This is a genomic window from Actinoplanes sp. DH11 (assembly GCF_020873875.1).
Classification (GTDB): Bacteria; Actinomycetota; Actinomycetes; order Mycobacteriales; family Micromonosporaceae; genus Actinoplanes.
On the sequence record NZ_JAHWGU010000009.1, the window covers coordinates 55,070 to 81,526 of the forward strand.

The 26,457-nt window shown below is 69.2% G+C and carries 12 protein-coding genes; 5 read left to right on the plus strand and 7 right to left on the minus strand.

Annotated elements, in window-relative coordinates; genetic code table 11:
- Positions 1-38: 38 nt before the first annotated feature.
- Genes LPA41_RS15055 through LPA41_RS15070 form a run of 4 tightly spaced genes read right to left on the minus strand, consistent with a single transcriptional unit; the run spans position 39 to position 16,169 of the window.
- Positions 39-2,171 (minus strand): UvrD-helicase domain-containing protein, encoded by a 2,133-nt coding sequence (locus LPA41_RS15055; protein WP_229070996.1) that lies wholly within the window; start codon positions 2,169-2,171, stop codon positions 39-41.
- The gene (locus tag LPA41_RS15060; RefSeq protein WP_229070997.1) at positions 2,171-8,563 is read right to left on the minus strand and encodes a DEAD/DEAH box helicase; all 6,393 of its coding nucleotides are present in this window, start codon (positions 8,561-8,563) and stop codon (positions 2,171-2,173) included. The genes LPA41_RS15055 and LPA41_RS15060 overlap by 1 nt, the downstream gene beginning before the upstream one ends.
- Positions 8,560-13,305, minus strand: a complete 4,746-nt coding sequence (locus LPA41_RS15065; protein WP_229070998.1) for an Eco57I restriction-modification methylase domain-containing protein — start codon at positions 13,303-13,305, stop codon at positions 8,560-8,562. The genes LPA41_RS15060 and LPA41_RS15065 overlap by 4 nt, the downstream gene beginning before the upstream one ends.
- Positions 13,302-16,169, minus strand: a complete 2,868-nt coding sequence (locus tag LPA41_RS15070) for a helicase-related protein (protein WP_229071208.1) — start codon at positions 16,167-16,169, stop codon at positions 13,302-13,304. Before LPA41_RS15070 ends, LPA41_RS15065 begins: the two co-directional genes overlap by 4 nt.
- Positions 16,170-16,609: 440 nt before the next feature.
- Between LPA41_RS15070 and LPA41_RS15075 the strand changes: the two genes are divergently transcribed.
- Complete coding sequence (locus LPA41_RS15075) at positions 16,610-22,075, plus strand: DUF3320 domain-containing protein (protein WP_229070999.1); 5,466 nt, start codon at positions 16,610-16,612, stop codon at positions 22,073-22,075.
- Between the two features lie 88 nt (positions 22,076-22,163).
- Here LPA41_RS15075 and LPA41_RS15080 read toward each other — a convergent pair whose 3' ends face one another.
- A complete protein-coding gene (locus tag LPA41_RS15080; RefSeq protein ID WP_229071000.1) occupies positions 22,164-22,310 on the minus strand; it encodes a hypothetical protein in 147 nt (48 codons plus the stop codon).
- A gap of 197 nt (positions 22,311-22,507) precedes the next feature.
- Here LPA41_RS15080 and LPA41_RS15085 point away from each other — a divergent pair, with 197 nt between their 5' ends.
- From LPA41_RS15085 to LPA41_RS15095, 3 genes are all read left to right on the plus strand, one after another.
- A complete protein-coding gene (locus LPA41_RS15085; protein ID WP_229071001.1) occupies positions 22,508-22,669 on the plus strand; it encodes a hypothetical protein in 162 nt (53 codons plus the stop codon).
- Positions 22,670-22,673: 4 nt separating this feature from the next.
- The gene (locus LPA41_RS15090; RefSeq protein ID WP_229071002.1) at positions 22,674-22,973 is read left to right on the plus strand and encodes a hypothetical protein; all 300 of its coding nucleotides are present in this window, start codon (positions 22,674-22,676) and stop codon (positions 22,971-22,973) included.
- 126 nt (positions 22,974-23,099) lie between these two features.
- Entirely contained in the window at positions 23,100-24,080 is a 981-nt protein-coding gene (locus LPA41_RS15095) for an SDR family NAD(P)-dependent oxidoreductase (protein ID WP_229071003.1), read from the plus strand.
- Here LPA41_RS15095 and LPA41_RS15100 read toward each other — a convergent pair.
- Entirely contained in the window at positions 24,043-24,564 is a 522-nt protein-coding gene (locus LPA41_RS15100; RefSeq protein WP_229071004.1) for a hypothetical protein, read from the minus strand. The genes LPA41_RS15095 and LPA41_RS15100 overlap by 38 nt on opposite strands.
- Before the next feature lie 131 nt (positions 24,565-24,695).
- Between LPA41_RS15100 and LPA41_RS15105 the strand changes: the two genes are divergently transcribed.
- Positions 24,696-25,355 carry a hypothetical protein gene (locus LPA41_RS15105; protein WP_229071005.1) on the plus strand — a complete coding sequence of 220 codons (660 nt, stop codon included), beginning with the start codon at positions 24,696-24,698 and terminating at the stop codon, positions 25,353-25,355.
- 14 nt (positions 25,356-25,369) lie between these two features.
- Here the strand turns inward: LPA41_RS15105 and LPA41_RS15110 are convergent, their stop codons facing one another.
- Entirely contained in the window at positions 25,370-26,302 is a 933-nt protein-coding gene (locus tag LPA41_RS15110) for a TIGR03619 family F420-dependent LLM class oxidoreductase (protein ID WP_229071006.1), read from the minus strand.
- Positions 26,303-26,457 lie beyond the last annotated feature (155 nt).

The following is a 26,457-nucleotide window of genomic DNA, read 5'->3' on the forward strand; positions in this document are numbered from 1 at the left end:
ATCCGGCGTTCTCGGACACCGGATGGCCGCCTCCACGGTTACTGCCGCTTGACCACGGCGAGTTCGTCCCGGGCCCGCGTCGCGGCCACATAGACCAGGGAACGGGCACGCAACTCGGCATCCTGGCGTTCGATGTCGTCCAGCATGCTCAGCCGGGCCTTCTCCCCCGGCGACTGGAATCCGACATCGGCCAGCACGACCTTGGAAAACTCCATTCCCTTGGCCCGGTGCATCGTCATGACGAGCACCCGGTCCCGGCCCGGCGGCTCGCGATCGACCGCGCGGGCCCGCACACCGCGCTCGTTGAGTGCGGTGACGACGCGTTCCCGCTGGAACTTGTCCTGCACGAGAACCGCGATGGTCTCCGGTTTGGTGCCCTGCTCCAGCCACGTCCTGGCGTGCTCCGCGATGACGTCGAGCTCAGAGATCAGGGAGTCGGCGTTCCGGACCGTGGGGCTGGGACCGGAACGCGCCGAACGGTAGCCGGTCGCCTCCGGCTCCTCCTCCAGATCGACGTAGTTGCCACCTTCGAGGACCGCCATCGCGTACCGCAGGTTCTGGGCTGTCGTCCGGTAGTTGAGCGTGAGCCGCCGGGAACGCCCTACGATCCGGATGCCGTACCGGCTCAGCACGGTCCGGCTGCCGTAGATGCGCTGATGAGAATCCTCGGCGATGAAAAGGTCGTCCCCGCCTTCGGCGACCATCGCCCGCAGCATCTGCCAATGCGTGGGGGAGAGGTCTTGTCCCTCGTCGACGAGCACATGGTCGGCCTGGCTGCCGGTGGCGCTGAGGTGTGCGGCCGCCACAGCCGCGGCCTCGGCGAAGTCGAGCGTGCCGTCGAGACGGCTCTGGGCGCGGTATGCCGCGATCAACGCCCAGACCGCGTCCCGCTTCGCCCGGTCGAGCGCCACCCCGCGTCCGGGACGGCGCACCCGGCGATACTCAGCCTCGTTCGTCACTCGGTTCGGCAGGATCACCAGGGCATATTCGGTGCTCAGGAACGCTTCGTTGGCGATCTCCGGCGGCAGGGAACTGCCCGCCGACTCGACGATCTCCCGCCAGCGAGTGGTCGAGGTTCGCGCGGTGGGCGCAGAACGCGTATCACCGAGAACGGCCCGCACCGCGTCGGCGACCGACGCGCCCGCGGAGCGGATGATCGCCGAGGCCAGGGCGTCGACACCGGCTACGTACACGCCCGGCTGGCCTACCGCGGTGGACTGGGTGACGTGGGGGTCGAGCAGCGCCAAATTGTCCCGTAGCGACTCGGCGAGGTTCGTGGTGAACGTGGTCAGCACGATCCGAGCACTCTCCTGCGACGTCGCGAGAGCGCGAGCACGGTGGATGAGAACCACCGTCTTACCGGTACCGGCGCCTCCGGAGAGCCGGAACGGCCCGCTGTACGCCCGCTCGACGTACTGCCGCTGCTCCGGATGAAGGAAGACCCGCCAGGCCGGGAAGTCGTCCGCCTCGATCACACGACGCAGCTCGTCCTGGCCTTCGATGAACGCGAACTGTGCCCGCGCCGCTGGTTGACGCAGCGACTGCAGCAGGTCGACATCGTCGTCACCGGACTGCTGTGGCGCCTGCAACTGCATCCGAGCGGCGATGTCCTCGATCGAATCGTGAGTGGCGAGATCGACCAGCAGCAGTCCGAGCCAGCCGTCGTGATGCTGCGCCAACTCCAGCACGGCGTCGTCGTCGGGGGCGGCCATGGCCTGGTCGGCGACCTCTTCGGGGATGCCGAGGCGCTCCACCAACTCCTCGCGCGTGCGACCGAGCTGGACGAGCCTGGGCTCTACCGGCGCCGGTGTGACCGGTGGCGGGATCACCGGTGCCGGTGCCGGAGTGGTCTCCTCGATCTGCGGCAGGCCGTTGATCGGGTTGACCTTGAGGCGGACCCGGCCGGCCACGGCGATGGCGTCGTCATGGGGCCACACCCCGTGGATGACGTAGTGGCTCTCACCCTGTCCCTCGAGCCGGAACATCACGGCACGCCAGAACTGGTCGACACGGCCGGTACGAACCCTCGCATCCGCGGCATTGCTGATCGGCTCGACGTGCAACCCGGGAGTGGTGTCGTCGGCAGACAGTTTCTGCAGGAAGGTCATCGCCTTGGCCTTGACCGACCCGTCGAGCCGGACGGGCCATTTGGTCATGATGATGGTCGGCATCACAGCTCCCCGCTGTCAGTGTTCGCTGGGTTCTTCACCTGGTCCACCAGTGCCGCGGCGACGGCATCCGGATCAGCGGCCATCACCTGCCATCCGGCGGCGCCCAGGTCGGCGCGGTCCTCGTCCGGCATGCCGGCAACGGCCACCGCGATCCGCAGCGCCGGCCACGAGATGTCCAACGGGATGCCGTCCGGGCCCTCCGCGCCGATGCGTGGTGCCCGCAGCCCGCCATGCGTCGCGAGCACCCGGAGGAACGCCCGCTCGTCACCCGGCGCCGCAGCCTCGTACGCGGTGACCCAGGCGACGTCCAGCCCCTCGGGCAGAGCGTCGCTGCCCGGCTGCTCTGCCGGTCGCGACACCGTCGGCTGCCCCACCCGGCTCGTCGTCGTGATGACTGTCGGCCAGTCGCGAAGGGCAAGCGAGTTGGACAGCTGCAACCACATCCGCCAGGCGGTCGCATGCGAGGAATCGAGGACACTGTCGCGGTCGTCGAGTACTACGGCCACGTCCAGCCTGCCGTTGACGGGCTCCACGACGACCGCGAGGGCACCGAACTTCTGGATGACGATCGTCCGGCCGCCGGTGGGCAGCGCCTCGCCGAGCAGCGCGGCGCGCCCGGCCGCAGCAAGTGACATGCCGTCAGCGCACCGGTGCTGGTGTTGCTTGCCGGCGAAGAACATTGGCACGGCTCGCGCCACCACACTCAGGTCCCCCGGTTTCGGCGCGGCAACCCAGTTGAGCAACCAGGAGATCGGACCGGCGCGCAGACCCTCATAGGCGCTCGGTGCGGTGAGGAACCGCGGCATGGTCAGAAGCCGGGTCACCAAGGCGGGGGAGAACCAGGGCGGGTCGGTGGTGACCCGGCGCTCCGCCTCGGTGACATCCTGGGCGGTGACAGCCAGCACGATCCGCCCGGTGCCACGGAGGATCTCGCGTTTGTCCGCGTCGTCGGCGAGCCTGTTCCGGGCCGCCACCGCGTGGAAGGCCCGGCCGTCGGTGAAGATGGCAACGGTCGGGACCGTCGTGTCGTTGGACTCCAGGACGAAGTCGGGCCGCGAGTTCTCCAGATTCACCTGTGGTGTCAACGTCCACTGGCGGTGGGTGCCCGGAAGGGTGAAGCGGAGGGCGTTGCCCCATGCCTTGGGCACCTCGGTCAGTGCCGCACCGGCGGCTTTCAGCCGCTCCACGATCAGCTTGCGGAACCGTTGTTCCAGGTGCGACTCAGGATCTTCCCGCGGAGGGACCTCGGTAACGGTCCACGGCGGCCCGTCCGCGTTCTCCGCGTCGTCCGGTAGTCCCAGAAGCCGCGCGAGGTGCCGCACCGCCGAGGCCCGTGACGTCCGGTTGACCGCCGAGTAGGGCGCGAACGGCAGCAGACACCGGTGACAGGCGAGGCGTTCCTCGAATTGGCATTCGCAGGCCGTCACGCGTTTCCAAGCGAGAACGAGCAACTCTCGTAACTGCTCCGGAGAGGAGAGGTCAGCCAGGTAACCGGTGCCGCCGGGCACCACGTCGTGCAGCAGCAGCGCCTCATGATTGTCCGTGCCGTCGCTGCGGGTGGGGTCGACGACGTGCTCGATCCTGATGTGATCCGGATGCCCGCCGATCTGCTCACGAAGGCCGAGCAGCAGTGCGGCGCCCAGGCTGGGCACCGCGAAGTCGTCGCCCAGGGTGATCGCGTGCGGAAGCCGCACCAGCAGACCCTGGGTACGCAGGGTCCGCGACAACGCCACAGTGGTGGTGTTCTCGTCGGCCGACGTCCGGTAACGGCACCACGCCCGGTGTTCATGGGCCCGGTTGCGTCCGGAGTCCGTGTCGAGTTTCCCGCAGCCGCTGCACACCCGGAACAACGCGCCTGCCCGCTCGTCCGCCGAGATGATCCGCGACGCGCCGTGCCCGGGCACCCCGATGTTGATCCAGCGCAGGTCCATCATCCGCAGATACGTGCAACCCAGCCCGGTGCCCTCGACGAACCACTGCCGCCCGACGTTCGCCGGATCGATGTCCGCGGCGGTGATCACCTGGAACGCGATGCGATCGCGCTGATCCCGCCGGTCGGAGATCATCACCTCGTCACGTCGCACCTCGGCGGAGACGTGTGCCAGTTCGACCACGTCCAGCCGCTGGCCCGTGTCGGAGATCCCGGGGCTCCCGCAGCGCTCGCAGGCGTCGATCTGCTTCTCCTGCCCGGACGCGGTGAGATCCGCAGCGAAACCGCAGGCCGGGCAGAACGCCCACGGCCGGATCGACTCGCCGTCAATTCCCAGGTCGATCGCGTCGATCGCGATCTCGAAGCCGCGCGCGTAGAACGTCGCACCCGGAGCGAACTCACGGATTGCCTGAGCGGAACCCCGCTGGAACTGGGCGTGCTCGCTGCGGAACTCGCTGGTGTCCGGATCGATCCAGCTGATCCCGACGTCCAGGGTCACCGTGTCGTCGAGCAACGTGTAGTTGGGCAGCAGCCCGTATTCCTCCAGGACGCCGATCCAGTACTCGCCGCGCAGATGGGCCAACTGACCACGGGTCAGCGCCAGGGTGGCCTTGGCCGACCGCCATGCCCGCTTGTCGTCGTCCGTCGCCGCCGGCGACTCCTTCTTCGCCTCGAGCTCGGGAAGCACCTTGCCGATGTCGGCTTCGCGTCGCTTCAGCGTCTCCACGGTCTGCTGCCACCGACGGCTGGCCGCGTGGACATGGGCGGCGAACAGACTCGTCCCCGCACCCGCGACCGGGCGGACCCAGGTTTTCAGGCCGTTCACGACGTCGGCCGGCAGCGGGCCGAGAGTGTCCGCGAACTGCTTCACAGCCTGATCACCGCCGGCTTCGGCCGCGCTGATCAGCTCGCCGAGGAACGAGTCCGGGTCACTGGACCCGATCGCTGTGCCGGCGCTGTTCGGATGCTTCGCCCGGTAGTCGCGCGCCATGCCGTCGGCCAGCGCGGCCGTGAACTGGCGACGCAGGATCTCGTCGGCCTGAAGATAGGTGGCCGGTGGGCGGACCTCGCCGTTGATGACCGACAGCGGATCGCCCAGTTTGGGCAGCTGGTCTCCACGCCCGGTCAAGTAGGCCAGATTGAGGGCGTTACCGGTCAGGCGCCCGGCGCGGCCGACACGCTGCAGATAGGACGCGACGGTTCGTGGCAGTGAGGAGAGGAACACGGCCGAGAGATCACCGATGTCAATACCCATCTCCAGAGTGGGCGTGGCGACCAGTACGTTCGGAAGGTCCGGCTCGGTGGTCGCGCTCTTGAAGCCCTCCTCGTACCTCAGCCGGGTTGCGTCGTCCAGCAGGCTGGTGTGCTCGCGAGCGACGATCCGCCGCGCCTCCGCCGACGAGTAGAGCCGCCGGTAGAAGTTGTCGGCCAGCGGTTCACGCACCAGCCGCCCACCGCAGCGCACCAGCATGCAGGGGGCGCCTTCGAGCTGATCGACGACGGTCACCGAGCCCGGGGTCAACGACCGGCAGGTGTTGCAGGTCAGCAGATGCCGGCCGGCCTGAAGATCCTCGATCCGGGTCGGCGAGACGACGATCCCCGACGGCGGGATGGCGAACACGGTCGCCCCGCTCTGGCTGGTGGTGGCGGTCATCACCCCGTCCTTCACCAGCCGGTCGAGCAACAGCCGGGCGAGCCGGCCACCATCCGCCGGACTGACCGGAAGCACCCGCGAGGTCCACTGGGCGTACCAGGACTGAGCGGATGTGATGGCATCCAGGCTGCTGTCCCGTACCGGGTTGGCTGATCCGCCGACGCGCGGGTAACCGGGCGCCGGACGCCCACGAGGGAATGCCGGCATGCCGTCCGCCCGCGGGCGGCCGCCCCAGATCGACCAGCGGTTCCCGTCCTCCTGCCGATAGGTGACGAACCACGGGTGATCGATGGCGCCTTGCGCCCGCATCCGGTCAAGCACGCCACGGACCCACTGCACCAGCGATTCGTCGTCCGGCTCCGTGTTGTCGGAGCCCAGCGTGTTCTGCACGCCGAACCCGCGGAGCACGGTGCGTGCCGCACCGGCCATGCGTGCCGGTGAACCGGCTTCGACCCCGGCCGCCACCGCACCGGTCAGTTCGAGCGTGCGGCCGATACGCGAGTTGAGGCCGAACTCCAGGGCCACATCGAGAGCCAGGCGCTTGTGCACCCGTGACATGACCGGGATCTCCCCGCGCAGCGTCGGAGACTTCCAGAAGGCGCTGAACGACTCCCGGTCGGCGCAGTCGGGTGCGAGAAGCATGTACCGCTGGAAGGGGTCGGTGCCGGTCTGCCGGATCGCCTCGTCGACCAGCCGGTCCAGCGTGATCGGTCCGGGTGCGACAGCCGTGTTCAGCGCCGCGCGCAACGTCAGCGTGTGTGAGCGGGCCTGCACAAAACCCGCCCGATGCGCGGCGTCCTGCACGGAGTCGGTGAAGACCAGGGCCTTCTTCTCCCGTACGTCCAGCGCGGCCGATCCGAACAGCGTGGACAGCGACACCGACAGCAGGGTCGCGATAGCGCTGCCCAGGAATCGGATGCCGTCCGCCTGTGCGCACGAGGGACAGGTGTCGTCCCGTGCCGCCTCGTCGGCATCGCGACCGGACGTGGTCAGCACCGGCAGGATCCAGCCGTCCCGCAGGTCCGGGTCGTCGTCCGGCGGAGGCCCGTTGAGCAGCTCCCGCCCCCGGACCGAGAACCAGGCCAGACCCTCCGTCCGTTCGTCACCGTGGTAGACCGCGTCGGCTTCGGCCGGCGCGTACAGCAGCGCCCGGAAGCGACCCTCGCGGGAGGCGTGGTTGCGGCGGATCGTCTCGTCGTTCACGGAAAGGCTGGAGCCGACCGGCGCGAGAGCCACACCCCAGCCGGAGCGGCCGCAGTGCCGGCAGTAGATCGCCGGGAACGACGGCCTCAGGTCCTCACTGTCGCCGCCGCCCACGGGCGGGCCGTCGTCACCCCACCGGAACCTGGCGGTCGTGTCGGCGGCACGATCGATGCGAGTCAGTTCGCGAACCCACATGTGCACGTCCACCGAAAGCGCGTCACGCCCGGCGACCGCCCGCACATGCCCGAGCATCGCGACGATCGCCGAGATGGCCTGCCGCCATTCGTCGTCGACACCGCCGGCGGCGACGCTCGACGTGGTGCGCCTGCTGTCCCGCCCCACGATCCGGCGAACCAGATCGTCGATGCTGACGGCGTCCCGTGTCTCGAAGGCGAGTTCCTGCACCAGCGGGTGAGCCTTCGTCAGCGCCAGCAACAGTTCCGGGCCGGCTTCGTCGACGGCGCTTTCCGCGCCGGCCCAGAGCCAATCCATCACGGTACGGGCCAGGCGTGCCCCGTCCGGGTCGGAGCCCAGCGCCCGAACCCGCTCACAGACATCGGCCACGTGGAAATCGTCGGGAAGCGTGAATCCGGCGGCCCCCACCAGGGCATCCGCGTCGCCCACCCACTCCTCGAGGTCCTGCCGCGACTCGGTGACCACCGCGTCCGCCGGGAACGACTCGCCGAAGACGGTCTCCGCGAACTCCAGCATCACGGCGGGGTCACCCCTGTCACCGAGGGTGGCCGAGGTGGCGATCGGCGTGATCCGGCCCAGCGGCCGGCCCCGGTCCTCGCCGGTCAGAATCGGGTCGTCCGCACGCCAGTGACTCTTGAGTGTCAGCCCGAGCCGGCGCAGCAGCATGGCAACGTCGGTGCCTTGCGCGCCGTCGTAGGTGTGGAATTCGTCCAGGACGAGGTACCGCAGGCTGGTCGCCGACCTCTGCCAGAGATTCTGGTCCTGGTTGCGCAGCAGCAGCTGGTCGAGCATTTTGTAGTTGGTGAGCAGGATGTCCGGTGCCGAGTCCCGGATCACGCCCCGGTCGGTGATCAGCCCATCCTTGCTGACCATGGTCCGCGGCGCGCCCTTCTCACCCGTGTAGATCGCCGCCGTGATCGACGCCAGCTCCGGATGGCTGGTCAGCATGTCAGCGAGACGTTTCGCCTGGTCGTTGGCGAGCGCGTTCATCGGGTACAGGATCAGCGCCTTGGTGCCGGTGACACCTTCCAGCCGCGCCCGGCGCACGTGATCCAGGATCGGGTAGAGGAATGCCTCCGTCTTACCCGACCCGGTCCCGGTGGTGACAAGCGTCGGCTGCGGGCGCCGCCCGCCCATCGACGACAGCCTCGCGAAAGCCGCGGCCTGATGGCCGTACGGCGGAAAACCCGCGTACCAGCCCAGGTGCTCGCGCCAGCCGTCCGCCGCCGGCCGGAACGGCAGCCGGAGCCGAACATACGGGCCCTTGAACATCCCGGTCACCGGGTCGGACAGGAACTGGTCGAGCGCGTCGCGGGCGTCGGTGTCGGTGAGCGCGAACGTCGTCGTCAGGTAGGCGGTCAGACTCTGCCGGACGTTCCCCGCCTGAACAGTAGGCAGCAGCTCCGTCACGAACGCTCCCGCAGCCGCTGCTCGAAGAGCGCATACGCCTGCCGCATGTCCGCCTCCCGATCCAAAGTGACGAACGGCAACTCGTAGGTCGTTGCGGAGTCCGCCACGGTCTGTTCCTCGACGGTGATGCGGCCCCCCTTCTTTCGCCATGTCGACAGGATGCTCTGCGGAACGATCCTGCCGTTCTGGTCGAAACGGGTGACCCGGCGGTCGTATTTGGCCAGGACCGAGAACTGGGTCCGGTACAGCGCGCACAACTCGTCCACGGTGATGTCCGCCAGGATGGCCGTCAGCACGTCGATCTCGAGTGCGGCCTGCCGCCGATCGGCCGCGACCCGCAGCGGCACGTCCGCCGACCACTGCCGGGTCACGGCGGCCAGAGGCGTGCGTGACGGATGGTCGAACCCGCCGGCCCAGGAGCATCCGAGCAGCGAGTCGTCGAAGGCCGACTGCCACAACTCCGCGTAGGCGTTCGTGACGCAGTTCAGCCGCATCACCCTGAGCCGGATCTCCGCGGTGAGCGGGCTGTCGGTCACGCAGGGTATCCGGTTGACGATACTGCGCGGAATGCTCGACTTCGGGGCGGCGCGAACGAACGAGTCGGCCAGCAGGCTGCCCATCCAGCCGGCCACGTCGATCAGGTTCCGGGCGTCACCGTCCGGGAAACCGGCGGCATAGACACTCTGCGTCAGGTGCGTGGGTCCCGGCGGGATGATGCAAGGGATAAGTGTTCTCTCGTTCCCCGGGTCGGCCATGCTCCGCCAGGCCACCCGGTAGAAGTCAGCGGCCGACACGGTCGAACCCGCGACGGTCCACTGGGGATAGGCGGCCTGGAGGGTGGATCCCCGCCCGGCGCCGAGCGCGAACCGTGACGCCGGGACAAATCCAGCCGGCAGCGACTCCAGCGGGAGCGGCGACCAGTCGTGGCTGCCGAGCATCGTCTGGTTGGGAACCTTCGCCAACGGCGAGTGCACCCAGAAGTGTGGTCCCTGCAGGACCACGCTGGGCCAGGACGCGGGCTGGTGCCAGCCCTTGAGGATTCGCCCGCGCTTGGCGTCCGCCGTCTCGTCCCATCCCAGCGAGTGACTCGGGCCGAGGTCGCCGATCCGCGGAAGCCGGGTGATCTTCTCCAGTACCAGGGCGGAGGACTCGTTGACCGTGTAGATCATTCGCGGCGCCCCGCTGCCTTCGCCGTCGGACTCCAGCAGCTCGCTCCAGGTGTCGAGCATGTGCGCGTCGACGTTGATGATCCGTCGGCGGTGAGGGGTGACGTCCCAGCGATCCTGGTCGTCCTTGAGCCCCGGCTCGGGACCGGAACCGTCGTGATGGAACGAACGGTCGACGGTCACCGGGCTGTACAGCGCTGCTCCCTGGATGAAGCCGACCGTGCCGGTGGGCGGGGCGTAGATGTGCACACCGAAGCTCACGTGGTGATGGACCTCGAAGAGGTTCAGTTCGTTGCGGAACTGCCAGTGGCGCCTCAGGCGGTCGTAGGTGGCGGCTCGCAGGTCGCCCGCCTTCTCGTCGGTGAAGTGGGTCTCGGGATGGATCAGGCCGGCTCGCCCGCCGCTGTTCATGTGGCGCCACACCTGTTCCATGAAGCACCGGTACAGGTCGGGGCGCAGTGCGCGCAGGTGAGGGTACAAGGCTGACGAGGTCAGGGTGGCCCGGAGCGCCACGATCTCCCCGAACTCGGAGATGTACTGGTCCTGCTCGGCGACGTCGAGCGCGTCGAAGTCGCGGAAGGCGGCGTTCTCCTTGCCCGGTCTCGCCAGCATCCATCGCGGGTCGAACTCGCCGAGGGTTTCCGACGGCTTCCAGTCCGGGCGGACCCAGGGTGGGTTACCGACCTGGAGGTCGAAGCCGCCGCGGGCGAAGACGGTGGCGAAGTCAAGGTTCCAGTGGAAGAAGCCCTGGCGTTGGGCGATGCGTTCGCAGACGACGAGCCACGGGTGCTCGCGGAGAACCGTTCTGATCTCCTTGGCGCCGGCGAAGCCGATCTCCATCTTTTCGGCGTTGCCGAGTTCTTCCCACTCCATGGCGGAGATGAGCGTCTGTCCCGGCGCCGTACGTTTGCGCACGTCGGGATTGCGGCCGAGCAGTGCCTGCAGGCCTGCGATCCACTGTGCGGTCGTCGGTGGGGCTATCACCTCGCCGTCGACGGTGGCGGACGCGTCGGTGAGCGGCCAGAACCACAACGCCGTCCAGGCGTCCATCGCGCGGCGCAGGCGGCGGTAGGCGCCTTCCTCGTCGGCCAGCGCCTCCTCGATCTGTTCGCGCGTGACCTTTCCGCCCACCGGTAGCTCGCCCGCCTCCCACAGGGGAATCTGCCGGCGGACCTGCTTCTCGGCGATGTCCAGGCGGCGGAAGGCGATCTGCCACACCGACTCGACGCGGTGCGCCAGTTCGGCGTACGCCTCAATGGTTTGCTTGGTGGGTTTGGTTCTGGTGGAGCTTCGCCAGGCCTTGAGCTTCTTCGCCGCCTCGGGGGCGAGGGCGGCGGCTTCCTTGGCGTCGGCGGCGGAGCCCCAGCCGTCGGCCGGGAGCAGGAAGTGATGGATGCCGTCGGTGGCTACCCGGTCTGCCTTCATGTCCTCGACCAGGGAGGTCAGCGGGACCTCGGTGGGTACAGCGCCGAACCACGACTTGTCGGCTACCTGGCTGCGACGGTAGACGGCGCGGCGGGCGCCGATCAGGGAGTTGCCGCGGCGCAGGTGCAGGCCGAACCACGGGGCGGACAAACCCTCGACCATGGTGTCGAGCCAGAGGGAGATCTCGGCGAGTTCGACGGCAGTGGCGTTCAGGTCTACGCCGTAGACGTTGTGCAGCGCGAGGTACGCCTTGACTTTCTGCAGCTCGCGCGGGTAGTCGTCGGGGTCGATGCGCTTGCCCTCGTGCTCCAGCTCCTTCTGGCGGCGCTTCAGGTACTGCTCGGCGAGCTGGCGGACCGCTTCGATGGCGAACGCACCGGAACCCAGCGCCGGCTCGCAGATCGTCATCTCGAGGATCTCTTCGGCGCGGGTGTCCTCGGTGAGTAGCTCCTCGAGGGCCTGGCCGACGGTGAACTTGGTCAGTACCTCGGGGGTGTAGTAGGACGCCGACTGCTGGCGTTCGCGACCGGCCAGCCGGAACACGAACGAGCCCTGCTCGTGCAGGACCGGGCGCATCTCGCCGGTCACCTTGTCGGGCAGCCGCACGAAGTCGTTCTCGTCGATGCCATCGGCGCGGTCGACCGGGACGACCCAGGAGCCCTTGCTCCCGTCGCCGCCCTTGGCCACCTCGTACAGGTCGGTCTCGGCGAAGAAGCCGGTGTACGACATCAGCCCCTCGTAGACCGCGCCGAGCTGGTTGATGCCCAGTTCCGCGTACGAGATGAAGCCTCTGTCCTTGCCCCTCTTCTCCTTGCTGAGCAGCAGGTGCGTGAGCACCTCCTGCAGCGCGGCGTTGCCGAGCCCGACCTCGTCGATGTGCGTGGTGGCGCTCGGTTCGAAGAGGTCGGCGCGCAGCGGGTTGAACCGCAGACCCTCCGCCGCGACGCTCTCCTCCTCGCCGATCCCGGTCGGCAGGTGCCCCTCGTCGACCAGGCGGAACAGGGTGCTGAGGGACTCGTAGAGGTGGGTGCCGCCGCGGGCACGCGGGGTGGCGAGCTGCACCTGGACGAGTTCGCGCAAGCGGTCGAGGCTGTAACCCTGGTCGTAGGCGGGTTCCCCGATGGGCAGGACGCTCAGCTCGGGGGACGCTTCGGCGTACAGGAGGAAGAGGATGCGGTAGAGGAAGCGCAGGGACTGCTTGGCCAGCGGCTGCGCCTCGGAGCCGGGCAGCGGCTCCAGGCCTTTCGCCCGGCGCCGGGCGACGACCTCATTGGCGATGATCTCGATGGAGAGGCGTACGCCGTCGCGCAGGTCCTTGGAGACGCCGACCGTGTGCTTGATCGATTCTTCGAGGACGCCGCTCCACCACAGGTTGCCGTCGGCGTCCGGGGCGACCGAGGCGGCGCTGAGGCAGGTGAGGGCCCGGTCGATCTCCCCGCCGCGCTTGGTGTCGTTGCGCTCGCAGATGAGCTGCAGATCGATGGCCAGGTAGCGGCCTTCGGCCCAGCGCGAGGCCTCGGTCAGAACAACCCAGCGGCCGGCCAGGATGAGCACCAGGTCGGGTGCGTCGTCGTCGACGAACAGGGCGGAGACGAGCCGGGCAGCCGAGGTCAGCTCGTCGCCGTCCTCGTGGAGGCGCACCGGCCGGGCCAAAGTCGGGGCGTCCTTCGCGATGACGTCTTCGACCCCGCTGACCGGCTGGGCGAGGACGACGACCAGAGGCGAACGATCGGTGATGCCAGGCGCGGAGATGCGCAGCACCGGTCCCTGACTGTCCGGGTTCTGTTCGTCCGGCACCTGTCCGTCAGGCTTCGGTGTCCGGACGGACAGGCCGTGACCCCGGAGTTCCAATATGTCGATGATGCGTTCGTAGATCGATGCGACGGCGTCGGCCATCGTGCGCGTGTCGGTCGCGCCGACGCCGGCCTCCGTCTCGGCCAGCTCGGTCAGTTTCGCCAGATCGGCTTCCAGTTCCTGGCGAGCCTCGGTGAACCGGCTGCGCGGCGTCGGGCGCTTCTCGGCCGCCTCCGCGTCCCACTCCTTACGGCGTGCGAGCACGCGCGCCTGAAACGACTCCTTGGTGACGTCGGTCGTGAAGTAATGCTCGGAGATCCAGCCCTCACCGACCAGGATCGCGTCGGAAACACTCATGCCTGCACCCCCGTGGTCGGCGTGACGACCAGCAGCGGGCGCACCAGCTGCCGGTCAGGATTCATCTCGGCGACCAGCTTCTGTTCCTGCTCGATGCTGACCCGGCGTTGTTTGAGGTCCGGGCGCTGGGCCTGTTTGTCGGCGGCCTGCTGCCATGCGCTCAGCCGTCCCGACCACTGCTCGATCCGCTCTGCGACGTCCTTCTCCGCGGCGGTGAACACGCCTCTCATCTGTGCGCGTGACCGTTCCACCGCCGGCTCGATGAAGGCACGCAGCGTTGCGGCGTGGGGCACTGGACCGGGATTCGCCCGAGTGGTGTTCCAGCCGAGGTGAGCGAGTGCCGCAGCCGCTGACTGATGCACCTCCATCAGCGCGAACGACAAGTCGTCCGGCATCGGGAAGGCCGCGGTCAGCCAGGTCGCCGAGACCACCTGGCCGCGCCGGTTGGTGAGGGTGCCCAGCAGCAGGACCGTCAGGTCCTCCATGTCGCCGCGAACGGCGAACACCTGGTTGCGGCCGAGTCCGGCCAGCGCGCGGTCGGACGCCCAGTCGAGCACCGGGTGCAGCGGGCTCAAGAAATGTGCGTCCGGCCAGCTCGACCCGTTGTCGTCGCGCAGCGCCTCGCTCAGCCGATCCTGGCCTCGCGCGAACGTGGTCGCCAGCACCAGCTTCTCGATGACCCGCCGGTCGGCGAGATAGCTCTGCGGCAGCACGTCGAGTCGTTGCGCGAGGTCGGGTGGCGGTGTCAGCTCGGCGGTGCCGAAAGCGGCGTTCCGGCGCCAGGAGACACCGTTGTTGCTCAGCGGCTTCGTCGGATCGATGAACGCCGCGTGCAGTGCCTCGTCGAGGTAGGAGATGTCGTCCGGGTAGAGCCCTGAGCCGGCCGTTTCCGTCTCCGGCGCCGCTGGTTCGTCCTCGCTGTCCTCGCCGCCTTCGTAGCTGAGGAACATCGCAGTGAGGTCGTCACCGTCCAGTACGTCGTCCGGTGCCCGGACGACCTCGTCGAGCTTCCGTTGTCCGGCAAGCACGGCCCGGATGGCTTCCTCCTCGCCCTTGACGTCGTACTTGCCCATCAGGGAGGCGACGTCGCCGAGCGCCCGGTGTGCCTCGTTCTCCTTCTCGACCAGCTTCGCCAGGACCCGGATGTCGCCGGCGAAGTTCTCACTCGTGGGCTCCAGAAGGAGCGCGGTGATGCGCGGCGGGAACTTCTGCCCGTACCGGTCGATGCGGCCGTTGCGCTGCTCGATCCGGATCAGGCTCCACGGAATGTCGAAGTGGATCAGCTCATGGCACTGGGCGTGCAGGTTGACGCCTTCCGAGGCGACGTCACCGGTGACGAGGACGCGTACCGGGGTCTGCTCCTGCTTGAACGCGTCCACGATGCGTTGTTGTTCGTCGTCGGGAAGGCCGCCGTGCAGCATCTCCACGGCCCCGGGCGGCATACCGAGCGCCTTGGGGAGCTGCTTGTGCAGGGCGGTGAGAGTGGCGACCCGCTCGGCGAAGACGACCACCCGCTTGGGGGAGCCGGCTGCCACACCCATGGTTTTCAGCTGTTCGAGCAGGCGAGCGAATTTCGCGGAGCCCTGGGCACCCACTTCCTCGTTCAGCGCTGCCAGGCGTTCGAGTGCGGCACGCTCGGTTTCCCCGGCCGCGTCCTTACCCAGGCGGTCGATGCGCTGCCGGATCGTCTCGGCGAGTGCGGCCGGTGATGACAGGAATGCCTTCGCCAACGTCCAGGGGAACAGCGACGCGTTCTGTCCGGAGTACGGCGTGCGGTGGCCTTCCGGCCACAGCCACACGCTGTCGAGTTCGTGCGCGACCGCGTTCTCGGCAGGTGTCGCCGGAATCAGGATGTTCTCCGGTTCCAGCCGCTCGGCCCAGTCGGCGCCGACCGCGCCGGCGACCTCAGGGCTGTGCCGGTGCCGCCGGATGACCAGGCGCTCGACTTCCGCGGGCACGAGATCGCCGCTCGGCGGAATGGCGGACGGGTCCAGCAGCCGAACCAGTTCCGCGAAGGAGTCGGCGCGGCCGTTGTGTGGCGTCGCCGACGCCAGGATCAAGGCCTCGGTGTTGCGCGAGAGAAGACGCGCCAGCTTGTTGTTCTGCGTCGACGCGTTGGCCAGATTGTGCGACTCGTCGATGACAACGGCATCCCACCGCTGCTTGCGCAGGCTGGCGACGTAGCGCTCCGACTTCAGCGTGTCGATCGAAATGATCGCCCTGCGGAAGTAGGTGAAAGGATTGCGGTTGGCCGGAAGCTTTTGGCGTACGCGCTGGATGCCGGCCGAGTCGAGCCGGACGAAAGGCAGGGCGAACCTCGACCACAACTCCTGCTGCATCTGTTCCAGCACGTGGCGTGGAGTGACGATGAGGATACGGTCACCGCGACCGCGCCGCACGAGTTCCGACAGGATCATGCCGATCTCGAGCGTCTTGCCCAGACCCACGGCATCGGCCAGCAGGATGCGCGGCCGGAGATTGTCCGGGTCGAGCGCCTTGCGCACGGCGGTCTGCTGATAGCTCAGCGGCATGGCCAACGCCTGCGTGGAGACGGCCAGGGAGCGGTCACCGAGGGGTACGGCTGTCTTGCGGAAAGTGGACTCCAGCCAGAGCCGGGCCTTGCGGTATTGCGGGCTGTCGTCGGCGACCACGTCGGCGGACGCCGGATCCAGTGGCTCGATGTCGTCGAGGCTGTCGAAGAAGCTGGCAGTGGTGTCACGGACCAATTCACTCAGTCCGCGAACACGGACCAGCGGCCCGTCCGCGGTTTCCTCGACCGCATCGACCAGCCATTCCTCGTCACGGATGACGACGACTGACCCCGGCGCCACATCGAGCTTTGCTCCGGAACGGACGTCTTCCATGGTCGTCCCCGCTCTATCGAACCGCTGAACCGCGCGGCTGATCGTATACTGATCGCCCCGCTTGGATGAATGCGCACGCACTATCGGTGAGTGTTTCCGGAAACTTGATCGGCCTATTTTTCAGACTTTCGGATATGTGAATCTGGCCGATCGGAGGAAGTTGGAAGTCGCGGCGGGAACTGCCCGAAGCGTCGTCGTCAGTGAGTGTCCTGTCTGGACTGCGATTCTTGGCTCGCCTCTCTTCTGAGGATCGTCCGGACGGCCGACTGTGCGATTCCGCCACCGCATCTAAATTCGAGCGGATCTACATGGACGCACCGTCATGCCGAGCGAACGTCGCATCACAGCGCACCTCCGCGAAATGGCGGTGAGTCGTCCGGTAATCGCCACCGGTCATGACGACCACCACCTGAGACACATAGTAAGGATGGAGACGCTGGATGGCCGGCACGACCGAGAATTCCGCGGCGCAGGATCGGCTACTGCAGGCCACCATTCATCAATGGCGGGACAGCCTGATCAATCTCTCCGGTACGAACCGCCTGCTCAACTTCCGGCTGAGCAAATCGGGCGCGGTCCGGCTGCTCGCCCCCGCGGCGGCCGAGATCCTTGCCGGGCTGGGCGCCGACCGCTACTTCCGATTCCGGCCCGCGGCGGACGACGACGAGCCCGGTGAGCCCGCCGTGCTCACCGGGCGTCCCAGCAGGGCGCGGCCGGTCGAAGTGCTCCAGACCGACAAACCGATCGCCGACCTCAGCGGCGCGCTGCGCAATCTCCTGCGCCGGTCGAACCAGGAGTTCCTGGACCGTGGCCTGTGGATCCTCTATCTGGCGTTCGGATCGCTGACCTGGACCGATGCCGACAAGAAGCAGTACACCAGCCCGCTGCTGCTCGTCCCGGTCCGGCTCGTGGCGACCGCACCGAAGCAGCTGCCTCTGCTGCAACGCGCCGACGAGGACCCGGTCGTCAACCCCGCGCTGTTGCTGAAGCTCACCCAGCTCGACGTCGGCCTGCCGCCGGTCGACGATCTGGAGGATTTCGACTACGCCGACTATCTGTCCGCGGTGCGGGCGGCCGTCGCCGAGCACCGCGCCTGGCGGGTCAACGACGAGGTCACACTCTCCTACTTCTCCTTCGCCAAGGAGGCGATGTACCGGGATCTGCTCGACAACGAGAGTGCGGTCGCCGGCAGCCCGATCGTCCGTGGCCTGGTCGGTGGGGGACGGGGAAACGGCGACAGCGGCTTCCTGTTCGACGAGCTCACCGAGGACCGCGTCGACGAGGAGATGCCCGCCGAGCGGATTCCGCTGGTCCTCGACGCCGACTCCTCCCAGCGGGCCAGCGTCGCCGCCGCCCTCACCGGACGGTCCTTCGTCATGGACGGGCCGCCCGGTACCGGCAAGTCGCAGACCATCGCCAACATGATCGGCGCGCTGCTGCACGCCGGTAAGCGGGTGCTCTTCGTCTCCGAGAAGGCGGCAGCACTCGAAGTGGTCCGGAACCGGCTTCACGACGTGGGACTCAGCGCCTACCTGCTGGAACTGCACTCACACAAGGCGACCCGCAAAGAGGTCGCGGCCGCTCTCGGTCAGGGTCTGGAAACCGTGCCGGTCGCGCCGGCCGGGATGAGCGACATCGACATCGACCGGGCCCGGCGCAGGCGGGAGGAACTCAACGCGTACGCCGAGGCCATGAACCTGCCGCGGGCGCCGCTCAACCACTCACTCCACGATGTTCTCGGCATGATCGCCGGCCTGCAGCACGTGCCCGCCGCGCCCAGCAGTGGCATCGCCCCGGTCGATCTGACCGTCGAGACGTTCGGGACCGTACGCGCCACTGCCGCGGCCTTGTCCCGCGCCTGGCGTCCCGCAGCCCAGGGCCGATCGTTCGTCTGGCGCGGCGTCACCCATCGCGGGTCACTGGACTCCCGTCTCTACGCCGCCCAGTCGGCGCTCGACACACTCGCCGGGATCACCGACGTCCACGCACCCCTGGCGACGGCGTTCGACGTGGGCCGGCTGTCCCAGGTGAGCGAGCTGGTCCGCATCGTCGCCCACCACGGTGCGCGCCCGGCGGACGTGCCGCAGCACTGGCTGACCGCCACCCGGCTCGCCAAGACGATGAAGACCGCCGACCGTCTCGCCGCGAACCTGCGGACGCTCGCTGAGCGGCAGACCACCGCAAGCGACGCCGCAGGGGTGCCCTGGTCCCAGATCCCTGCCGCCGCCGACGTGCCCGACGTGGACACCTCCGAGCTGGCGACGCTCACCGTCGCCCCGCTGAGCATCGATTCTCTGACCGCGCGGCAGGCGACTGTTCTCGCCGACACCTTCCACCTCGACGCCGAGATGCTGAGGGCAGCCGGTCGTTCGCTCAGTGGCGTGGCCGCCATGCTGGGGCTGCCGCCGGTCGTGTCGTTCGAGGACGCCGAGGCGACCCTCGACGTCGCGCTTCTCGCCCGGGCCGAGGACCGTCCCGAGCGCGCCTGGCTGTCGGCGGCGGGGCACACCGCCGCGTCCGAGGCCGCACAGGCCCTGCGTCAGGCGATCGCCGCCCTCCGGGAGGCCGAGGACACGGCCGTGACCCACTACACCGATGGCCTGCTCGTCGCCGACGTCGAGAACCTGACTCATCGCTTCACCCACGAGCACCGGGGACTGAAGAAGCTCACCGGCGCCTACCGCGCCGACAAGCGGGAGCTGGCGTCGTTCACCCGGGAGGGGATCGACAAGCAGCAGGCGCGCGGGCACCTTCCCCAGGGCATCGCCTGGAAGCGCGCGGCTGCCGCCTTCACCGAGGCAGAGAAGAGGTACGCGGCGACGCTCGGCACCTACTATGACGGCCGCGCCACCGATTTCGACCGGTTGTCCCGCGCACTCGCCACTGCCGCCACCGCGCTCGAGCATGCTCGGACCACGGAGTTGGGGAAACTCGCCGACCACATCGCTCAGGACGCGACGCCCCATGAGGCCGTCCTCGGCGTTGTCGATGACACCCGGACACGGCTGCGGGAGTGGCGGTCCCGCCTGGCGCCGGAGCCGCTGCCCGCGGCGCGGCCGGAGATCGCCTTGCTCCCGATCACCGAGGCGGCCGGATGGCTGCACCACCACCTGGATCCACTGCGACAGGCCGCGACCCTGGCCGCCACGGTCAGCCGGGCGGTCAGCCGGGAATTGACCGTTACCGAGGCTCGTCACCTGGTCGAACTCCGGGCCGCCGTCGACGCCGTCTACGACCTGCTCGCCAAGCACGAGGAGCGCGACTCCGCAGTGCTGGGAGCCCTCTATCGGGGTGAGTGGACCGACATCCCCGCAGTTCAGGAGGCACTGGCCTGGGCGGCGACAACGCGTACCTTCGCGGAAGGCGCCGACCAGCCGTTGACCCCGGCCCAGTCGGTGGCGCTGGACCACGTCGTGCCGACACCGCAACTGGACGAAGTCGCTCGCCGATGGGCCGAGGCCCGATCCCGTCTGCTCGCCGCCTTCGGGCCGGACCGGCAGGCTGAGCTCAGCACCGAGCTCGACGACTTCGAGGAAGCCGCCGACCTCATCGCAGCGCTGCGCGACGACAGCGCGGGGCAACAGGAATGGTTCGCGTACCAGAGCGCCCGTGCCGATCTTGTCGCCGTCGGCCTCGAGACCGCCATCGACTTCTGTATCACCGAACGTGTCGGCGCGGCGCAGGTGCCGGAGGTCCTCACCCGTGCCCTGTTGCAGGAGTGGGCCGACCACCACCTCCAGCGCGACGCCGCCCTCCGTGTCGTTCGCGCCGAGGACCGCGACTCGCTCGTGGCGGAGTACCGCACCCTGGACCGCGGGCTCATCGCCGCCGCGACCTCGCGGATCATCACCGCTTGCAATCAACGGCGGCCGCGTACCCATCTGGGTGAGTCGGGCATCATCCGGCGGGAGGCAGGCAAGAAGAAGAAGCACATGCCGGTACGGCTGTTGCTGGAACGCACTCGCAACGTCACTCAAGCCATCAAGCCGTGCTTCATGATGTCGCCCCTGGCGGTCAGTCAGTACCTGCCGTCGGACATGCGGTTCGACGTCGTCATCTTCGACGAGGCGAGTCAGGTCGCTCCGGCCGATGCCATCAACTGCATCTACCGCGGCGACGCTCTGATCACCGCCGGCGACCAGAAGCAGCTGCCGCCGACCAGCTTCTTCACCGCCGGCGTCGCCGACGACGGTGACGAATGGGACGAGGAGGCCGAGGACGGCGTCGACTTCGAGTCGGTCCTCGACCTGATGAAGGGTTCCGCGGCGTTCCGGGCGCTAACGTTGCGCTGGCACTACCGATCCCGGCACGAGGCGCTCATCGCCTTCTCCAACACCTCGTTCTACAAGGGGCGGCTCATCACGTTCCCGGGCGCCGAGGACGTCGGGCCCGACGTGGGCGTGGCGCTGGTGCCCGTCAACGGCGTCTATCGGCGTGGCTCGTCGCGGGACAATCCGGTGGAGGCCGCCAAGGTGGCCGAGCGGGTCATCCACCACTTCACCACCCGGCCGCACCTCAGCCTCGGCGTGGTCAGCTTCTCCGAGTCACAGGCCGCGGCCATCGAGTACGCGGTGGAACAGGCTCGCCTGGAACGGCCGGACCTGGACGAGTACTTCACCGATGACCGGCTCGGCGGCTTCTTCGTCAAGAACCTGGAGTCGGTCCAGGGCGACGAACGCGACGTCATGATCTTCTCGATCGGGTACGGCCCTGATGAGACCGGCAAGACGACGATGAACTTCGGCCCACTGAACCGGGCCGGCGGCTGGCGCCGGCTCAACGTGGCGATCACTCGGGCGCGGTTCCGCAACGAGGTGGTCACCAGTGTCCGCGCCTCCGACATCACCGCGTCGGCCGGCAGCGAGGGTTTGCGCCACTTGCGCCGGTACCTGGACTATGCCGAGCGCGGCATCGCGGCCCTGGCCCTGGACACCAGCACCGGTGGTGACGCCGAGTCGCCGTTCGAGGAATCAGTGATCTCGGTGATTCGCTCCTGGGGGTACGAGCTGACACCGCAGGTCGGTGCCGCCGGCTACCGGATCGACATGGGCGTACGCCACCCGGATCGTCCCGGGGTCTACGTGCTGGGCGTCGAGTGCGACGGCTTCCAGTACCACTCGTCCCGAGTCGCCCGAGACCGCGACCGGTTGCGCGACCAGGTGCTGCGTGGCCTGGGATGGCGCCTGCACCGGATCTGGGGTACCGCGTGGTATCGCAACCGGCTCGGCGAGGAACAGCGCCTCCGTGCCGCGATCGAGGAAGCGGTCGCGGCTCCGATCCGCGGCCTGCTCTCCAGCGTCGACGACATCATCGAGCGGCCCGCCGTCAGCACCGAGACCGCGGCCGTCGATCTGCGGCCGGAATGGGTGACGCCCTACCGGATCGCGGCCGTCGACCGCCTGCCGTACTGGGTGGACCCGGGTGAGCGCGGAAATTCGCACTCCATGAAGGGCGGAGTCGCGGAGATCGCCGCGGTCGAAGGGCCCGTGCACATCACGGTTCTTCATCAGCGGCTGCGCGACAGCTGGGACATCGGCCGGATCGGCGCACGGATCCGGGACAACATCGACGCCGCGATCCGCGAGGCCGGCCTCGAGCGCGACGGCGATTTCGTACGCCTGCCCGGCACCGCCATCACCGAGGTCCGCAGTCCCGTCGACGAGTGTCAGCGCACCGTGGAGCAGGTCCACGACGACGAATTGGTGCTGGCCCTCACCAACCTGGTGCGGGATACCGGGGGAGTGTCCCGTGACGAGCTGAGCGCTCACGTCGCCAAGCTTTACGGGTGGACTCGGCGCGGGGCTGACATCGCGCGCCGGCTCGAACGGCTCATCGATCGCCTTGTCCGGAGCGGTGCCCTGAGCGGGAACGGACTCAGCCTGACTCTCGGCCCGCATACGCGGTAGCGGCTCGCAGGCCCCCCGTAGCGTTGATCGATCGCGGAGACCCGGACTGTTCCGGCCGGGTCTCCGCGCCGGTGCGAGACGGCAGTGGTCACGGCGGGCCGTCGGTGCCCGCGCCTCCGGTGAAGCGCTCCGGACTTTCCGGTTCGCCGTCCTTCTCCTCGTCCGACACCTCGGTCAGTTCGTGCTCCTCGGCGAAGTCGCCGACCTCTTCGTCCGGGTCTCCGATGGGCTCCATGTCCTCTCTGTCCCCGCGCGGCGAACCGGCAAACGCCCACGTCTGTCCCGCGGCGGACGGCCGCGCTTGTCCTGCGGACCGACCTGTGAACGCCCGCGCCTCTCCCGCGGGAAACTGCGGACGCCCGCGCCTGTCCCCGCGGGACCAACCGGCGGACGCCCACGTTTGCCCGCCCGTGCCCGGGGAAGTCGCCGGGCATGACCGACAACACGAACCGCCCCGAGGACTCCATCGAGCACGGCGCCGCCGAGGACGCCACCGGCACCCCGGTGACCCCGACGGACGTCGAGACGAGCCGGCGGCCGGCCAGCGAGCCTGCCGACGCCGGCGACGACGACCGCGAGACCGGGAGGGAGTGACGCTGTGAGCGACCAGGAGGCCGCCGGCAACCCGATGTTCGAGGGCAGCGAACCCACCGGCATCGGCACCGGGGACGTCGGTGAACGCAAAGCCGGTGCCGACCCGACCGCCCAGGACGCCACGCGGGCCGGCGGCAAGGATGACGACGAGCTGGCCTACGACCCGGCGCAGGAGCACCGGCCGCAGGCCGGTGAGCAGGGCGGCCAGCCGAACCTGTCACCCGATCCCGCGGTCGCGGGCCGCCGCAGCAATCTGGGTCAAGGCTCCACCGACGACAGCCCCGGCACCCCGTCCGGAATCTGACCACGGCGAAGAGATCGAGCCACGGCAAAGGGGCCACGGCAACGACGCCACGGCAACGAGGCCCCGGCAAAGGGGTCCCGGCAACGAGGCCCCGGCAAAAGGGATTTGACGAAGGCGGAGGGGAACATGGGCAGAACCGTCGTGATCACTGGCGCGTCCTGTGGCATCGGGCTGGCGACCGCCCGCGAGTTCGCCCGCCGCGGCGACAACGTGGTGCTGGTGGCCCGCGGGGCCGAGCGCCTCGCCGAGGCGGCACGCCAATGCGAGCGGGTGGCACGCGACCGCGACGACACGGCACTGGTGTACGGCGAGTCGCCGGTCCTCGCCGTACCGGGTGATGTCACCGACGCCGCGCGGATGCGTGAGGTCGTGGCGCGGGCCGCGGACCGGTTCGGGCGCGTCGACGTGTGGGTCAACAATGCCGGCACCAGCCTGTGGGGGCCGTTCGAGGACATCCCCGCCGACGCCGACCGGCGGCTGATCGAAATCGACCTGATCGGGGCGATGAACGGTGCCCACGCTGTCATTCCGCATTTCCAGGCGCACGGTGGCACCGGCGTACTCATCAACGTGGTCTCCATCGCCGGGCGCATCCCGACGGCCTGGACCACCGGGTATTCCGCGGCGAAAGCGGGGCTGGCCGGCTTCACCGACGCGTTGCGCGCCGAACTCGGGATCCGGTCGAAGATCGCGGTCTGCGGCGTGTACCCGGCGTTCGTGGACACGCCGACACCGATCAATTCCGGTAACTACACGGGGCGTACGCTGCGCCCCGTCCCACCGGTGGTCGCTCCCGAACGGGTCGCCACCGTCATCGCCGGCCTCGCCGACCGGCCGTGCCGCGCCACCCGGGTGGGCGCGCTGAACGCCGCTTCCGCGCTGTACGCGCTCGCCCCCGGCACGGTGGGCCGGTTGGCGGCGCGGGGCGGGCGGCGCTACTTCCTGCACGCCGGGGACCACGCCGAGCACACGCCGGGCGGGTTGTTCGACAGCCGGCCTGGTCCGGCGGCGAGTCGCGGCGATTGGGGTCAGCCGGGACGCACCGTCGCGCGGGCCGCCGTCGGGGTGCTCACCGCCGCGGCGATGATCCGCTGGTTGACCCGCTGAGCTGGGCCCGGGCCTTGCGCACGTCGGCGAGCTGTAACGCCAGCTGAACGGCGAACTCGAGGCCGGCGATGCGCACGGCCAGGGCCCGGGTCGGGTGCGGGTGACCGTTCTGGGTCAGCCGGGCCAGCCACCGCTTCTCCAGCTGGCGGCGCCCGGCGATCGCGGCCACCGACAGGGCGACCACGCCGGCGCCGATCAGGGCCTTGCGCTTGTCGAACGGAACCTGCGGCGCGTCGTCGCGCACCGCGCCCTCGGCCGCCGGGAACGGGTTGGCGCCGACGACCAGGTCGACCTCGGCCTCGGCGTCCGACTCCTCCGTGGAGGGCGCTGTCAGGTACCCGGCGGTCAGCACCGCCGCGACCGTGCCGGCCCGGGCGAGCCGCCGCTTGGCGGGCGAGAGTTCCCGGGCGACGATCCACGTGCTGCTGAGCGCCGCCTGCAGCGCGGCCGTCGCGACGGCTCGGGGGTACGAAGCAGAAGCCATGAAACGACCGTAACCCGGCACGTCAACAAGATCAGTCCGACGAGGGTGTACGGGGGATGCGGCCGTTTCGTACCTTTGGTGTCGTGACGGCCCGGCCGAGGCGCCGTCGAACCCGACTTCCGGAGGGCGCCGTGATCAAGAAGTCCGTGGCCGTTCTGATCACCACCGCGGCGCTCGCCACCGCCTGTTCCGGTCCGTCGACGCCGGCACCCGAAGCGACCGGGCAGCCCGGCCCGCCGTCGGCGCCGGTCACCGCCCCGCCCTCAACCGCGCCGCCCTCGATCGCGCCGACTCCCACCGCGCCGACCGAGCAGACCACGACCGCAGTCCCGACCCCGACGCGACCGACGACGGCACCGCCCCGGAAGATCGGCGGCAAGGACCTCAGCTCCTGCCCCAACGCCGGCCAGAAGACCCAGGTCCAGGAGCAGATGACGAAGGACGTGACAGGCGACGGCGTACCCGACACGCTTGTCGCCCGCACCTGTGAGGCCAGCACCTCCTACATCCCGAGCACCGTCGAGGTCTTCGACGGCGCCGCGGGCACCGGGAGACCGCGGCGCATCGGCACCCTGCTGAAGGATGTCGGCCCCACCGACCTGCCCTGGTACCGGTCGATGACGGTGGACGGCGAAACGATCACCATTGAGGCGTACGGGGTGAGTGAGGGCGGCGTTCAAGCCTGTGCCGACCTGAAGTTGACCTACACCTACGCGTACGCCGGTGACTCGTTCCGCCGCACCGCCCGGAACGCCGCCAAGGTCGACGACCTGTGCCTGCCGGTCGGCTGACCTCGGCGGACCGCTCAGACGCCGGAGGCGCGTACCCGATCATGCAGTTCGGACGCCTTGTCGATCAGTTCGCCGACAGTGCGCACCGCTGCCGGCAGCGTCACATACACGTGGTCGGCCCCCGCCTCCGCCAGCGCGGCCACGTCCTCGGCCAGCTGGGCCACATTGCCCGCGTACGCGGGCCGCGGCGACGCCGTCGACTCGGTCAGGTCCAGCGTCCCGATCTGCACCGTGCAACTGATCGACTGCGGGTCGCGCCCGGCCGCTTCCGCCGCCGCCCGCAGCCCACCCAGGGTCGCCTTCACCTGCTCCGGCGTGACACCGCTGGCCACCCACCCGTCGGCCCGGCGCACCACCCGGGCCAGCGCCTTCTCGCTGGCGGCGCCGAGCAGGACCGGGATCCGGTGCGCCGGCTTCGGCCCGATGTCCGCACCGGACACCTCGAACCGGCGGGTCTTGAAACTGACCGGGTTCGGGCCCCACACCTCGGCCGCGATGTCCAGGAAGTCGTCCAGGGCGCGCCCGCGCCCGGTCAGCGGCACCGCGCCCACCGCGGCGAACTCGTCGGGTGACCACCCCGAACCGAGCCCGGCGATGAGCCGCCCGCCACTTGCCGCGTCGAGCGTCGCCAGTTCCCGGGCCAGCCGCATCGGCAGGTGCAGCGGAACCACCAGCACGCCGGTGCCGAGCGCGATCCGCGACGTCACCGCGGCGGCCGTCGCGAGCGTGACCAGGGCGTCGGCGACACCGCGGTACTGTTCCGGCCAGGGCAGGCCGGGCACCCCGTACAGCCCGTGCGGTCCGCTCTGATCTTCCGGTACGAGCACCCGCTCGAACACCCACAGGCTGTCGAAGCCGATCTCCTCCATCGCCCGGGCCGCCGCGACGACGTCCTTGCCCGGGGTGAAGTGCTGGAACTGGGGCAGACTGACACCGAGTTTGAGCATGCGTCCCAGAATTCCACATTCGACAGTGCCGGTGGGGTGAACCTGCGGGCCCCGGGACGCGGCGCCGCGGGGTAGGGGTTGCGCTCCCTCCTGGGACCGGGGAAAGCTACACGCAACCGCCAGTCCGGACCCGTGTGTGACCTGCTTCGAAGGAT

Excerpts from the sequence above, each read along its gene's own strand:
- LPA41_RS15070 (WP_229071208.1), bottom strand. The coding sequence starts at position 16,169 with ATGGAAGACGTCCGTTCCGGAGCAAAGCTCGATGTGGCGCCGGGGTCA.
- LPA41_RS15085 (WP_229071001.1), top strand. The coding sequence starts at position 22,508 with ATGACCGACAACACGAACCGCCCCGAGGACTCCATCGAGCACGGCGCC.
- LPA41_RS15110 (WP_229071006.1), bottom strand. The coding sequence starts at position 26,302 with ATGCTCAAACTCGGTGTCAGTCTGCCCCAGTTCCAGCACTTCACCCCG.
- LPA41_RS15075 (WP_229070999.1), top strand. The coding sequence starts at position 16,610 with ATGGCCGGCACGACCGAGAATTCCGCGGCGCAGGATCGGCTACTGCAG.
- LPA41_RS15100 (WP_229071004.1), bottom strand. The coding sequence starts at position 24,564 with ATGGCTTCTGCTTCGTACCCCCGAGCCGTCGCGACGGCCGCGCTGCAG.
- LPA41_RS15080 (WP_229071000.1), bottom strand. The coding sequence starts at position 22,310 with ATGGAGCCCATCGGAGACCCGGACGAAGAGGTCGGCGACTTCGCCGAG.
- LPA41_RS15095 (WP_229071003.1), top strand. The coding sequence starts at position 23,100 with ATGGGCAGAACCGTCGTGATCACTGGCGCGTCCTGTGGCATCGGGCTG.
- LPA41_RS15055 (WP_229070996.1), bottom strand. The coding sequence starts at position 2,171 with ATGCCGACCATCATCATGACCAAATGGCCCGTCCGGCTCGACGGGTCG.
- LPA41_RS15065 (WP_229070998.1), bottom strand. The coding sequence starts at position 13,305 with ATGAGTGTTTCCGACGCGATCCTGGTCGGTGAGGGCTGGATCTCCGAG.